Source organism: uncultured Veillonella sp. (assembly GCF_963534045.1).
Taxonomy (GTDB): domain Bacteria; phylum Bacillota; class Negativicutes; order Veillonellales; family Veillonellaceae; genus Veillonella.
The window spans coordinates 1-13,222 of the sequence record NZ_CAUSQT010000016.1 but is presented as its reverse complement, the minus strand read 5'-3'; the positions used below and the strand labels follow the sequence as shown (position 1 = coordinate 13,222).

Here is a 13,222-nt window from a genome sequence, read left to right as displayed (position 1 = left end):
ATTACTCTCCTTCTGCGATACGCGTTGCAGATACAATAAAAATTGGACTCAATGGGTCCAATAGATGATATGGACCCGCCTTACGATAACGGCTAATAGACATTTGATACCCTTCGTATGTGAAAGGACGACCTTTCAATTCTTTTAAAATGGTATAACCCGTTTCCATCGTTACCGCCGTTACAACAAGGCGACCGCCTACCTTTAACAACCGTTGTACTTCATCCATAATGCCCGTCATACCGCCAGCACTGCCGCCGATAATAACCGCATCAAGCTCAGGTAAATCTTCCATACCTTCTGGAGCTTTGGATTTTATAACAGTCATATTATTTACATTGAATTTCTTCATATTTTCATGAATCAACTCAATGCCTTTATCAAAACGTTCGATAGCATATACATGACCTTTAGGTGCCGCTAAGGCAGCTTCGATAGAAATCGAACCCGTACCAGCCCCCACATCAAGGACGATGCTATCTTCTTCGATGCGCGCCTCATTCATAACGGCTTTGCGAATCTCGCATTTCGTCATCGGCACGTCACCGCGTATAAATTCCTCATCAGGAATTCCGAAAAAATGTCTCATCCTAGTACCACCATAACAGAATGTCCAAAACCTTCGAGCTCCGTTAATACCTCTAGGGTAGAATCTACGATTTTTTCATCATCGTAACTCAAACGCTCTAAGGCTGCTGCTCTCGTTTCTTTTGGCCATCCTGCATCTATTAAAATACGCGCAATATGCGCTGGATTATATTCAGGATCCGTTAAGAACCCCATCTTTTTTCCCGCTTCATATACGAGTCTTTCAGGCGCTGGTTGGCGTCCGTGAAAGCTCATTAAATCCGCATCATGCCACACTTCGTTAAGGCGTGCAAAGGCAAATGTCATGGAACTAATGCCTGGCACCACTTCAATGCGTGTGGTAGGAAATTTCTTTTTCAAATACGGTAACAAGCTATAGTAGCCCGTATCACCACTGACCATAACCACAACATCATGGTCGTGAAGTTCACGCTCGATTTGTTCGGATAACCAACTTAGTTTCCCCGTTACAGGATACGTAATCTGCCCAGGTTCCTTAAAATCCTCCAAGGAGCGTTCACTACCTACCAAAACGGTAGCATGTTTAATTAAATTAAGGCCTTTAGGCACCACATAATCAGGATTGCCCGGACCAATGCCTACGATATACAAGGTATGTGCCAATGTTCTAGCTCTCCTATCTCTTTTGCATGCTTATCCATAGCCAAAATCTCACCCTTTAAGGTGGTAATAATAATACCTACCTCAGCCTCATTAGCAATATATCGTTCACTGCGCATAGATGCGCGGTCTACTACACGTTGGTATACACCAGTTAGGCCTTCTCGTTCTAATATAGGGAACGTGGATTCTGTAGTTTGGCAATTAAATAACTCTTCACACACCGCTTGGGATGCTCCTTCAAGAGCTGCATAAGCTACAATACTTTCCATGCGACCATCGCTCATGCGATTATGCGTATGAAAACTTCCGCTAGCAAGCTTAATGAGCTTACCGATATGACCGATGATCAAGATTCGTTTAAAGCCAATATGAACAGCTTGTTCAAGCATAAATCCGATAAAGTTACTCGTTTCAGCCATTTGGTTCTTATGGATACCGAGCACTTGTTCCGCTAAATCTTGACCGATACGCCCCGGTACGAGAACCGCTGTTTCGCAGCCATTGGCTTTCATTACCTTTAACTGAGGCACAAGAGAATTCTTAAACCCTTCTTCACTCATCGGCTTAACGATACCCGTTGTACCGATAATGGAAATACCACCTTCGATACCCAGAGTATGATTCAACGTCTTCTTAGCCAACACCTTACCATTAGGAACGCTTACTGTTACCGTCACACCTTGACCTTGCGTACAAAACTCTTCAAATACGAGTTTCATCATCGCTCTAGGGCCCGGATTAATGGCCGGTTGTCCAGGGGGCATGGCAAGACCGGGTTTTGTAACCGTACCGACACCAAAGCCAGCTCGAAAACGTAGCTTGCCTGTGTCATTAAGGGTCACCGTCGTTTCCACATCATTGCCATGGGTCACATCTGGATCATCACCGCCATCCTTCATTACAGTCGCCTTTGCCTCTGTTTCGGATATGATTTCCACAGATTTAATAGGTACCTCAATGAATTGACCTTGCGGATTCTCAATGACAACCTTGTCCACAATATCGTGTTCTAAGAGGGCCAATAAACCTGCTTTCATGCCTGCCGTAGCACATGAACCGGTCGTATAACCACCCTTCATGTCCTCTACTCTCATAGCGCCTCCTACACCGATAGGGTTAGCGATTCACTGGAATCAATCTAACCCTATCTCTTATGCTTATATAATTAGGAACGGAAGTTAACGAATTGCAATTCAACCGGTACATCCAATTGTTTTAACATTTGAATAACCGCTTGCAAATCATCCTTATCCTTGCCAGATACGCGCACTTGATCCTCTTGGATAGACGCTTGTACCTTAAGCTTCATATTTTTGATTGCCTTTACTACTTCTTTAGCATTTTCTTTTGTAATGCCTTTTTTAATAGTGATCACTTGGCGTACAGTGGCACCAGCAGCAGGCTCAACCTTACCATAATCAAGGTTCTTAACCGCTACATTACGTTTAACCATTTTGCCTTTTAATACATCGATAATAGCGTTCAATTTATATTCGTCATCACCGATAATTTTAATGGTATCACCTTCAAGGCTAATTTCCGCTTTAGAACCACGGAAATCATAACGCGTACCAATCTCTTTCTTCGCTTGGTTTACCGCATTATCCACCTCTTGCATATCCACTTCAGATACAACGTCAAAGGAACAATCTTTAGCCATTATATACCTCCTACACCTGACCCTGTTGGGCATAAGGGTCATGCATTATATTTATCATCATCCACGTATTCATTGAATAGAATACATCTATATAATTATATCGTAAATTATCAATATTTACTAGGAATTCAAGCCATTGGATTATAATGATTTTTCATTAATCTAAATACAATGATTATCTATCGGTTATCTTTACGTAATAAACTAAAATACCCAATAGTAATATTTTAAAATCTATCACTATTGGGTATCAATGCTACTTATATTTTATTTAACAGGTAAAACAATATTTTGACCAGTAGGCTTACTTGGATTCATAGCATTAGGCAAATCTTCCACGGTTGTATTTAAATCTGTATCAGTAGATACAACTGCTACAAATTTTTGGCCTGGTTCATAATAAATATTAGTTCCTTTCATGAATAGGCCGCCAACCAAGCTTACTGCTGCAGCAACAGCAACTGCACCATTATCAGAATGTCCTTTTCCTTTAACTTCTGCAGTTAATGGAACATTTACACCATTAATAGTCTTAATGCTATCAATTTTAAACTCTAAACGACCTTTGCGTCCAAGCATACCATTTTTTCTTGCTTTTGTAATTGTTCCTAATACCTCTTGGTTTGCTGGAATAACAACTACATCATTAATTAGTAAATTTTCTATGGTCTTTAATCTAAAGGTATTTCCTTCTTTGCTTTTCTTAGAACTAATAGGATCGATTAATTCTAAATTGATATTTGTATCTTTAGGAATATACGCATGTCCAGCAGCAACAGATGATGTCTTTACAGTTGCCGTATTTTCACCACTTTTTAACAACTGAATACGATTAACTCCAGATGGTAATTCTGTCTTAACTACAGATTCCTGAGTCACACTTGGTGTACTGGTATCCTCTGCTGAAGCAGTTAGTGGTAATGCACAAGAAACACTAAGACAACCTACAACTAAAAGTTTTAATAATGCTTTAGATGTTTTCATATATTCCTCCAAAAGCAAATAAATTCACAAGCCTATTTATGACTACAGTATAACACATTATGAAAAATTAATGAATTACTCATTCATTTTAAAGCAACATAATATACCAAGATAACAAATACACAAACTTTTGTAATATTACGCTCTATAAAATTTCAATATCCTCATATTGTGGTTCTACAATCCACTCACCACGAAGATTTACAATTCCCCACTTACCTTGAGATTTTACCGGAGCATAACCATGTTTAACGGGCATTGCAGAAGTAATTGTGTTATCGCTAAATAATACTTTACCACTATCATCAATAAGCTTATAATCGCTAGAAGTCTTATGTACCCAAGTATATGGTCCACTAAATTTGTTTATCCCCATATCTTTGGAGGTAGTCAAAATGACATTCCCTGTTGTCATATCAATTAACTGTTGAGTATCACCACTCACGACAACCATATTAGTTAAGCTTACAAATCTAATAGAATCATAGGTAAACGGAATAACTTGTTTGCCTGTATCTACGTCAAATACACCCGCTTTTTTATTATCTTTATTGATAAGTACTAACAATCCATTAATATCACTAAATTCGCCTAAATCATAATTACCTGGTTGAATAATATAATTACCTTCACGATTTACGAACCCAATAAGACCTTGATTTTTCACAAGTGTACCGTAAGCAGTAATTGGCCAAACTGCATCATTTTTACTGTCGATAACAATTTTACCATCACGATTAATATAACCGCGCTTTACACCATCATATACAGGGTTCCATGCATCACCATAATAGATTCCGCCATGATTACTAAGGGTTATTCCTACAGCCATACTCAACAAGCCTCCAAGGTTAAACTTGCTTATATGGCGTCGGAATTCTGCCAATCCATCATCATATGCATCAATATCATTAGAAGGTGCTTCAAATACAGTCTTACCTGTACCATCAATTGCTACAGTTTTACCTTTAGCATCTTTTACAAAAGCACGATCTTCACTAAATTTCGTATATACTTCTTTAAATTGTGGAGCGATTACAGTATTACCTGATGCATCATTAAAGCCCCATTTTCCTTTTACAGAAACGGCCGTATAAGAATCACTTGCATATGTTTCCTTATGATTTGACGAATTTTGATTCTTGTTTACAGTCTCATCATGATGATTGATAATTTGTTTAACCTGTTCATCTAAGGCATCTTTACCACTTGATAAAACGGTACCATCTACTTTAATATGTTCTAAAATCTTCTTTGACTTTACAAAGTACGTTCCATCCTCAGCATAAGATGGGTCCAACTCTTTATATTGTGGTTCGAGCAGAACTTGACCATTGGTTCCAACAAGTCCCCATTTACCATTTTGCTTAACCTTAGCTAATTGACCAAGTTTAATAAGACCACTATTACTTTCAGTGGCCTCATCAATATTTGCTTGAAGAGACTTAAATGCTTCTGGTGCTAATTTTTGAGTGGCTCCAATAATTGGTACGGCTACATAATCAGCTAATTTCCCTACACCAACAGATACAGTTGTACCACTTGATTTAGTAGATACCTTTTCAGTCGTAGAAATATTAGTAGTAGATGTGGATGCACTATGTTGTTCACGTGTTACACGCGTACTTGTAGATGTTGGTGTATCATGATTTGTTACTGTTGTACTACTAGTGGATGTTGTAGTAGATGCTGCGAAAGCACTTGTAGACATAGCCGCCAACACACATGCGACTAATAAAGATTTTCTGTTGAGTTTCATAGGCCTCTCCTCTTATTACTCAAAGGACTCTAGATATAAAAATTTTATAAACAACTATTAATATAAATTATACTATATAGCCATATATATAGCCACATATATATACAATAAATTGTGAAAAATTCTTCATCCATTATTTTTTTGCTATAATAGGACCTATGAAAACAGCAACCATAATCGACTTGATTATAGATGCTAATGTACACACGCAATCTATGAATCATATTATAAAACAACAGCATATTTCACAACGCATGCGACGACGTCTAAAAAATAATGGGATCATCACCATTAACGGACAATCGGCTACATGGGATACCCTTGTTCATGGCGGCGATCATCTACTTATGAAATTAGCACCTGAACAAGAATTTTCACGCACTCCAATGAATCTGGAAATCGTATACGAAGACGAACACATCCTCGCTGTAAATAAAGCCGCCGGTGTTCTTATGCACCCTACCTCGACGGTACGCGATGGAACATTGGCAAATGGCGTTCTCTATTATTATGACGAAACCGAACAAGCTCATGACTTTCACCCGGTCCATCGACTCGATAAGGACACATCGGGCATCGTCATCATCGCTAAAACATCGGTAGTACAGCATGCCTTTGATAAGCAACGCACAAAATTTCAAAAGGTCTACGACGCCATCGTTGAAGCCACTATGCCAAGTCAATCGCTAACCATTAATTATCCCATCGGACGTAAATCGGGTAGCATCATTGAACGATGTTGCACATCAATTGGCAAACCAGCTCGTACTGATGTGACGGTATTGGCACACCACATTGTTTCCCAACCGGTACAAATGGATAAAAATTTGAGCACGCAACAGGTTCTGACTCATGTGCAATGCGTATTGCATACGGGCCGGACCCATCAAATTCGTGTACACCTATCCCATTTAGGTTTTCCTTTAGCTGGGGATGATTTATATGGCGGTCATTTAGATCATATCCGTCGGCAAGCATTACACGCTGGCTACCTAGCTTTCACCCATCCTATGACACAGGAGTATATAGAACTACGGGCCCCTATGCCAATGGATATGAAAGAGTTACTAAATCTCTAACAGATTCATCTAGAAAAGCATATAAAATTGTGGTGCTTTATATCGTTTCTTGATATACTAACAATGAATAGATATGTATCATCATAAGTTGATGACAATACTTTCAAAATACATACAATCGGCTATAAAGCCAAGGAGGACAACATGCCATTAGTAACGACTACGGAAATGTTCAAAAAAGCTTATGAAGGCGGCTATGCAGTGGGTGCTTTCAACGTTAACAATATGGAAATCGTACAAGGTATCGTCGATGCAGCAAAAGAGGAACAATCCCCTCTTATCTTGCAAGTATCTGCAGGTGCTCGCAAATACGCAAAACACATTTACCTTGTAAAACTTGTGGAAGCAGCATTGGAAGATAGCAATTTGCCAATCGCTCTTCACCTTGACCACGGCGATTCCTTTGAAATCTGTAAAGATTGCGTAGACGGCGGTTTTACATCTGTTATGATTGACGCATCTCACCATGATTTCGACGAAAACGTAAAAATTACAAAACAAGTTGTTGAATACGCTCACGCTCACGGCGTTGTAGTAGAAGCTGAACTTGGTCGTTTAGCTGGCGTCGAAGATGACGTTAACGTATCCGATGCAGACGCTCGCTTCACAGACCCTGAACAAGCTGCTGAATTCGTAGCATTAACAGGTGTTGATTCCTTGGCTATCGCTATCGGTACAAGCCACGGTGCTTACAAATTCAAAGGCACACCATACCTCGACTTTGAACGTTTGGAAAAGGTTGGTAAATTATTGCCTAACTTCCCTATCGTATTGCATGGTGCTTCCTCCGTATTGCCTGAATTCGTAGCAAAATGTAATGAATTTGGTGGCAATATCCCTGGCGCACAAGGCGTACCTGAAGAAATGCTTCGCAAAGCAGCGCAAATGGCGGTTTGCAAAATCAACATCGATACAGACCTTCGCCTTGCTATGACTGCATCTGTACGCGAATACTTGGCACAAAATCCATCCGAATTTGACCCTCGTAAATATTTAGGACCTGCTCGTGACGCTATTAAAGGCATGGTAGCTCACAAAATTAAAGATGTATTAGGTTCTTCTCACAAACTATAATCTATGGCTAGTGGATTTGTAAAAGGAACCTTAATCTTAACCATTGCCGGTTTCGTAGTGAAAGCCATCGGTAGTATTAACTGGATTCTTCTCTCCCGTATCTTGGGCGGGGAAGGCATCGGGATCTACCAGATGGCCTTTCCTATCTATTTGTTACTATTACAAATTTCGAGCGCAGGTGTGCCGATTGCCATCTCTATTTTGACGGCAGAACGATTAGCATTACACGACTACGGTGGTGCTAAACGAGTATTTAATATTTCTTTCACAATGCTGACCATTACGGGCTTTATCGCCAGCTTGGCCATGTACTTTGGCGCAGATTGGCTTATCTCTAGCGGTCTCATTGCTGAAAGCCGTGCCTACTACTCAATCATCGCACTTGCTCCGGCAGTATTCTTTGTAACGTGGATTTCCTGTTTCCGCGGCTACATCCAAGGTTATGAAATGATGACCCCAACGGCGGTCAGCCAAATCGTAGAACAACTATTGCGCGTTATCGTCATGCTCGGTGCAGCGGCCATCTTATTGCCATATGGCTTACCTGCTGCAGCTGGCGGTGCTAGCCTAGGTGCTGGCGTCGGAGCCTTTGGTGCCTTCCTCGTGCTCTTGTACTATTACTACAAATTGCCTAAGGCTAGTAGTACAGGTGAAAGCTATGATGGTCCACGCGAATCGGCCAAGGAAATTTTATCGCGACTGTTATCGTTGTCCATTCCGATTTCCTTAGCCAGCATCATGTTACCATTAACGGCCAATCTTGATTTGCTCATCGTACCACGTCGCCTATTAGACGCTAATTTCCCGATGAATGAAGTAACAGAACTGTTCGGTTATCTTACAGGTATGGCAGTGCCGCTCATCAACTTGGCTACCATTATTACAGCGGCCCTGGCCACGAGCATCGTACCAGCCATCTCTCATGCTTTTGCTAAGCGAGATCATGAAGGTATTTACGAACGCACTGCTGGTTCTATGCGCTTAACATTTATGGCAACCGTACCATTTACGGTACTATTATATGTACTTGCGGCACCAACTGTTACGTTAATTTACAATGCACCTAAGGCAGAATTAGCAACACAAATCACAGCGTTCTCTATCTTCTTCCTCGGTGTACACCAAGTTACAACAGGGATTTTACAAGGCCTTAACAAGCCACGTATTCCGGTTATTAATATGGGGATTTCATTAGTAATCAAAGTCATCCTGAACTGGACATTAACGGCCATCCCATGGCTTGGTATCGGTGGTGCCGCTTGGGCAACCGTTGCTGATATTGGCTTTGCAGCCTTACTCAATTTGATTTACATCAAAAAATACACAGGCTACTTCCTCGATATTTCCCTTCTATGGAAAAACGTGGTCAGTGCCGGTGTCATGGGTATACTCATCTTTATGAGTTACCACTACTTAACAGATATCTTACCAATGTGGGTTAACTTCATACTCACAGGTATCGAAGGCTTATTACTCTACGTTATTATCATGGTTCTTTTAAAAGGACTTAACAAAAATGATGGGGCTAGCATGCCACTCATTGGTAGATTCTTTAGATAATTACATATACAAATAGTAAGAGGACCGACTCATTTGAGCCGGTCCTCTTTTTACTAAGCGATATATATGCATCGCTTAATATAATCATATAGAATCACAATCTATAATAATTTATTTTTTCTTGTTCAATTGTTCCGATATATTTCGTTCAATTAAAAACTTTGGCATGCCTAAACCCAATTTAAATCTACCATAATCCTCTTTATTATGCTTGTAATCTACATATTGAACGATATCACGTAATTTAAAATTGCTTACATGTACATCATGAGGTTTGACCATATAGTGAGTATAAAGATGTGTATCATCAAATACAGTCATCACAAACAAAGTATCCTTTTCACCCTTAACTTCATAATAAGCACCTGGTAAAGCATCATTCCATACAGTAGCAAATTGAATAGGCTTACCTTCATTTAATTGATCTGCACCAACAAATCCAATTAGAGAATGATACATTATATTCTGTTTCTTTGGATCATCTCGTTTAAAAAGTGGTCTAACGGAAATAGACTCTTTAATTTTACCAGACTTAAAATACTCGACTTGGGAACCATTTTTAGTGATTTTTGTACCTAAGGATTTACTATTTTTTAAAATTCTGAACGTAAAAGGTCCTCTATGTACTTCAGAGGTATATTCTAATATATCACTAGCAGGTTTTACCGATGGCAATACGATGTTCGCCAAACCATTCATAGTTGCTTTGACTAATGTATCATCACCTTTAGAACTTATCTTTTTAACGACTCCTTTTGGAAGCATATATCCAATATGATAAGAAACCGTCGGCTGTTTTGGCATAGTAAAATTGATTGTTCCTTCTACCAAATCATTCTTATATACGATTGAATCCCATGTAGCCTTTTCAACGGTGGGATATGTAAAAGTATTAGCACCTAACACCTTTTCACTAATTTTTTTATTACCTGCTATGGGATTATATCTTTTATAAAATACTTCTTTCATAGCATCAGAATTTAACTTACTATATGGAATGTTCGTATCTTCCCAATTATCACCCTTAGGCTGTGGTCTTAACTCGTAATGCCACTCCCCATTATAGGTCATTACTCCACCTGCACTGATTAATTCTTTATGCTTACCCATACTTCCCTTAGCCTGAGCTACAATGCTTGGTTGAGGTATAGTAAATTTTATATTCGCTCCGTTTTCTTTTAAAATAAACACAGTACTAGAGTATCTAACACCATGATTTAATTCTCTTGTATGATATATATCCATTGGTGTTTTCGACATATCATAATTAGGAATCAATTTATTATCTCTTGTAACCTTTTCTACAATTCTTTGATCCATTTGTCTAGATTGTGAAGTATTCTTTCGATAATTTTGATATTCATCAGCAGGTATGGATGCATCAGCGCCAGGAATATTTACATCTATCGCATAGGACTGCCCCATGCCAAATGTTAATCCAAGTAAACCTAATGCTATTACACGTTTCCAGTTCATACATTCTCTCCTCAATTTATACTCTACATTCTAAGACTCATTATACCTAATTATTAATTTTTTATCAATTTTCTATAAATTTATTTTAGAATAATCCAGTATTAGCTATATTTACACAAACGCAATTCCTACTTGCATAATATGTTATAGTATATTATAGGAAAATGAATTATAATTATACTGTACTTGATGTACAGTATTTTACACATTGAGGTGATAGTATGAAAAAACCATTAATCGGAATCTCCGGCAATACGCTACGCGATAATAGCGGCGCTTATGTTGATTTAATCCGTTCGTATGTCAATCAAGATTACGTCCGTTCCATCGAGGAAGCAGGCGGCATCCCTATTATTATTCCTTTCACGGAAAATTTAGAGCAAGCAAAGGAAACCATCGATATCATTGATGGTCTACTCCTTACAGGTGGGCATGATGTGTATCCGCTCAATTATGGCGAAGAGCCTTTACGAGGCATTGGCGATGTATTCCCTGAGCGCGATCAATTTGATTTCGCGTTGCTTGCAGCAGCAGAGGAACGAAATATTCCTGTATTCGCCATCTGCCGCGGTTGCCAAATCGTGAATGTCTATCGTGGTGGTTCCTTGTACCAAGATTTGCCATATGATGAAAATTGCACGATTAAGCATAGCCAAAATCAAACGCCATCATTACCTACGCATACGGTAGAGATTGAACCCGATTCTAAATTAGCGAAAATCATCGGCACTACGACGTGGATTACAAATTCCCATCATCATCAAACGTGCCGTAATATTGGTAAAAGCTTAGTTGTTACAGGCCGTGCTAAGGATGGTACAGTAGAGGCCTTAGAGGATACGAGTCGTCCATGGTTTGTGGCTACTCAATTCCATCCTGAAATGATGCATGTGAAAGACGTACATGCTAAAGCATTATTTAAAGCCTTTGTCGATGCTACTAAGGAGGCTAACTAATGGATAAGAAAAGCAAATTCGGATTTTGGAGTATCGTACTCCTCGGTATCAATGGTATCGTTGGTACTGGGATTTTCCTATTACCTAATAAGGCCTATGCCATTATTGGGTCAGCCAGTTTAGGCGTCCTTCTATTTGATGCAATTATTGCAGGGTGTATCGCATTGTGCTTTGCCGAAGCGGCTAGTCTTTTCACACGTAATGGTGGCCCCTATCTATATGCGAAACATGCATTAGGTGACTTTTGGGGATTCGAAGTAGGCGTCCTTAAATGGATTGTAACCGTTATCGCTTGGGCCGCCATGGCCGTTGGTTTTGCTACAGCCCTAGGTGCTGCAGTGCCAGCCTTAAGTGGCGATTTAGCAAAGGACGTTATTTCATTCATATTAATCGTAGGCTTAACAATCGTAAACATATTTGGTGTTAACGTATCTAAGTTCGTTAACAACTTGATTACAATCTCTAAATTAGTACCTCTCGCCCTATTTATCGCTATTGGTATATTCTTTATTAACGGCGCTAACTTTACACCGGTATTTCCACAAGATACCTATGTAGATGGATCCTTTGCGCAAGCAGCCGTTCTTCTCTTCTTTGCTTATACAGGATTTGAGGTTATTGCCATTGCCGCAGAGGATATGAAGAATCCTAAAAAGAATTTACCTCGTGCCATTATCATGTGTATGCTACTCGTATCAGTCCTATATGTGGCCATACTTTCCGTATCTATTGGTGTTCTAGGATCTGACCTTGCTAACACAAAAGCACCGGTACAAGATGCTTTCAACGTAATCGTAGGCCCAATTGGCATGTACATTGTATTGGCAGGCACATTAATTTCCATGGGCGGTATTAACTTTGCCGAAGCCTATTACGCCCCTCGTATCGCAACATCCATGGCCGAAGATGGCATGCTTCCAAGTGCCTTAGCTAAACGCAATCGCTACAATGCACCATATGTAGCAGCGATCGTCACCGCTATTGCCAGCGTACTACTCGCCTGGTCCGGTTCGTTTACAACCCTTGCTGCTATTAGTGCGGTATCCCGTTTCACACAGTACCTACCAACATGTTTAGCAGTCATTATATTCCGTCGTAAATGGGCAGATAAAGAACGGTCCTACACAATCCCTGGTGGTTACACCGTTCCAATCATCGCCATTGCTACATCCCTTTGGATGCTAGGCCAAGCCCAAACAAACCAATTACTTTGGGGTCTCGGTGGATGTATCGTCATTCTTCCGCTCTACATTTGGTACTGGCGCAAGAAAAAAGCTGGTATAATCAAAGAAAAAGAAGATATCTAATTACATTTTTGTACACAAAAGAGGCAGGAGCTCGCTCCTGCCTCTTTAAAATTAGAACAGGCCTGTTCTATTTCTGAACATACCTATATAAGATCCCCGTAAAATTAGTACAGGCCTGTTCTATTTCTGAACACACCTATATAAGGTCACTCAAA

The 13,222-nt window shown here is 39.7% G+C and carries 12 protein-coding genes; 5 read left to right on the top strand and 7 right to left on the bottom strand.

Features of this window, described 5'->3' with window-relative positions:
- Position 1: 1 nt before the first annotated feature.
- From cbiT to RYP29_RS04185, 6 genes are all read right to left on the bottom strand, one after another.
- Complete coding sequence (cbiT, locus tag RYP29_RS04210) at positions 2 to 589, bottom strand: precorrin-6Y C5,15-methyltransferase (decarboxylating) subunit CbiT (protein ID WP_005382722.1); 588 nt, start codon at positions 587 to 589, stop codon at positions 2 to 4.
- Positions 586 to 1,212, bottom strand: coding sequence for a precorrin-6y C5,15-methyltransferase (decarboxylating) subunit CbiE (cbiE, locus tag RYP29_RS04205; RefSeq protein ID WP_311532429.1), 627 nt, complete (start codon positions 1,210 to 1,212; stop codon positions 586 to 588). Before cbiE ends, cbiT begins: the two co-directional genes overlap by 4 nt.
- A complete protein-coding gene (cbiD, locus tag RYP29_RS04200) occupies positions 1,188 to 2,306 on the bottom strand; it encodes a cobalt-precorrin-5B (C(1))-methyltransferase CbiD (RefSeq protein ID WP_311532428.1) in 1,119 nt (372 codons plus the stop codon). Before cbiD ends, cbiE begins: the two co-directional genes overlap by 25 nt.
- 71 nt (positions 2,307 to 2,377) lie before the next feature.
- Entirely contained in the window at positions 2,378 to 2,872 is a 495-nt protein-coding gene (locus tag RYP29_RS04195) for a YajQ family cyclic di-GMP-binding protein (protein WP_105084632.1), read from the bottom strand.
- A 267-nt stretch (positions 2,873 to 3,139) separates the two neighbouring features.
- Complete coding sequence (locus tag RYP29_RS04190; RefSeq protein ID WP_311532426.1) at positions 3,140 to 3,856, bottom strand: hypothetical protein; 717 nt, start codon at positions 3,854 to 3,856, stop codon at positions 3,140 to 3,142.
- Between the two features lie 145 nt (positions 3,857 to 4,001).
- On the bottom strand, positions 4,002 to 5,615 hold the full coding sequence (locus RYP29_RS04185) for a WG repeat-containing protein (protein WP_311532424.1): 1,614 nt from the start codon (positions 5,613 to 5,615) through the stop codon (positions 4,002 to 4,004).
- A gap of 158 nt (positions 5,616 to 5,773) precedes the next feature.
- Here RYP29_RS04185 and RYP29_RS04180 point away from each other — a divergent pair, with 158 nt between their 5' ends.
- The 3 genes from RYP29_RS04180 (at position 5,774) to RYP29_RS04170 (ending at position 9,328) form a co-directional block, all read left to right on the top strand.
- Complete coding sequence (locus RYP29_RS04180; protein WP_311532422.1) at positions 5,774 to 6,694, top strand: RluA family pseudouridine synthase; 921 nt, start codon at positions 5,774 to 5,776, stop codon at positions 6,692 to 6,694.
- 144 nt (positions 6,695 to 6,838) lie between these two features.
- Positions 6,839 to 7,768 carry a class II fructose-1,6-bisphosphate aldolase gene (gene fba, locus RYP29_RS04175; RefSeq protein ID WP_005379166.1) on the top strand — a complete coding sequence of 310 codons (930 nt, stop codon included), beginning with the start codon at positions 6,839 to 6,841 and terminating at the stop codon, positions 7,766 to 7,768.
- A gap of 3 nt (positions 7,769 to 7,771) precedes the next feature.
- Positions 7,772 to 9,328 carry a polysaccharide biosynthesis protein gene (locus tag RYP29_RS04170; RefSeq protein ID WP_311532420.1) on the top strand — a complete coding sequence of 519 codons (1,557 nt, stop codon included), beginning with the start codon at positions 7,772 to 7,774 and terminating at the stop codon, positions 9,326 to 9,328.
- Positions 9,329 to 9,439: 111 nt separating this feature from the next.
- On the opposite strand, the gene RYP29_RS04165 is transcribed toward RYP29_RS04170, so the two are convergent.
- Positions 9,440 to 10,804: a hypothetical protein gene (locus RYP29_RS04165; RefSeq protein WP_311532419.1), complete on the bottom strand. Its 1,365-nt coding sequence runs from the start codon at positions 10,802 to 10,804 to the stop codon at positions 9,440 to 9,442.
- Between the two features lie 221 nt (positions 10,805 to 11,025).
- Here RYP29_RS04165 and RYP29_RS04160 point away from each other — a divergent pair, with 221 nt between their 5' ends.
- Together RYP29_RS04160 and RYP29_RS04155 are read left to right on the top strand one after the other, a co-directional pair.
- Positions 11,026 to 11,760 (top strand): gamma-glutamyl-gamma-aminobutyrate hydrolase family protein, encoded by a 735-nt coding sequence (locus RYP29_RS04160; protein ID WP_311532418.1) that lies wholly within the window; start codon positions 11,026 to 11,028, stop codon positions 11,758 to 11,760.
- Positions 11,760 to 13,067: an APC family permease gene (locus tag RYP29_RS04155; protein WP_311532416.1), complete on the top strand. Its 1,308-nt coding sequence runs from the start codon at positions 11,760 to 11,762 to the stop codon at positions 13,065 to 13,067. The genes RYP29_RS04160 and RYP29_RS04155 overlap by 1 nt, the downstream gene beginning before the upstream one ends.
- The last annotated feature ends 155 nt before the right edge of the window (positions 13,068 to 13,222 follow it).

Bases quoted from the DNA above. Each gene is read 5' to 3' on its own strand.
- cbiT (WP_005382722.1), bottom strand. From the start codon at position 589: ATGAGACATTTTTTCGGAATTCCTGATGAGGAATTTATACGCGGTGAC.
- RYP29_RS04165 (WP_311532419.1), bottom strand. From the start codon at position 10,804: ATGAACTGGAAACGTGTAATAGCATTAGGTTTACTTGGATTAACATTT.
- RYP29_RS04185 (WP_311532424.1), bottom strand. From the start codon at position 5,615: ATGAAACTCAACAGAAAATCTTTATTAGTCGCATGTGTGTTGGCGGCT.
- RYP29_RS04160 (WP_311532418.1), top strand. From the start codon at position 11,026: ATGAAAAAACCATTAATCGGAATCTCCGGCAATACGCTACGCGATAAT.
- RYP29_RS04155 (WP_311532416.1), top strand. From the start codon at position 11,760: ATGGATAAGAAAAGCAAATTCGGATTTTGGAGTATCGTACTCCTCGGT.
- RYP29_RS04195 (WP_105084632.1), bottom strand. From the start codon at position 2,872: ATGGCTAAAGATTGTTCCTTTGACGTTGTATCTGAAGTGGATATGCAA.
- RYP29_RS04190 (WP_311532426.1), bottom strand. From the start codon at position 3,856: ATGAAAACATCTAAAGCATTATTAAAACTTTTAGTTGTAGGTTGTCTT.
- RYP29_RS04170 (WP_311532420.1), top strand. From the start codon at position 7,772: ATGGCTAGTGGATTTGTAAAAGGAACCTTAATCTTAACCATTGCCGGT.
- fba (WP_005379166.1), top strand. From the start codon at position 6,839: ATGCCATTAGTAACGACTACGGAAATGTTCAAAAAAGCTTATGAAGGC.
- RYP29_RS04180 (WP_311532422.1), top strand. From the start codon at position 5,774: ATGAAAACAGCAACCATAATCGACTTGATTATAGATGCTAATGTACAC.
- cbiD (WP_311532428.1), bottom strand. From the start codon at position 2,306: ATGAGAGTAGAGGACATGAAGGGTGGTTATACGACCGGTTCATGTGCT.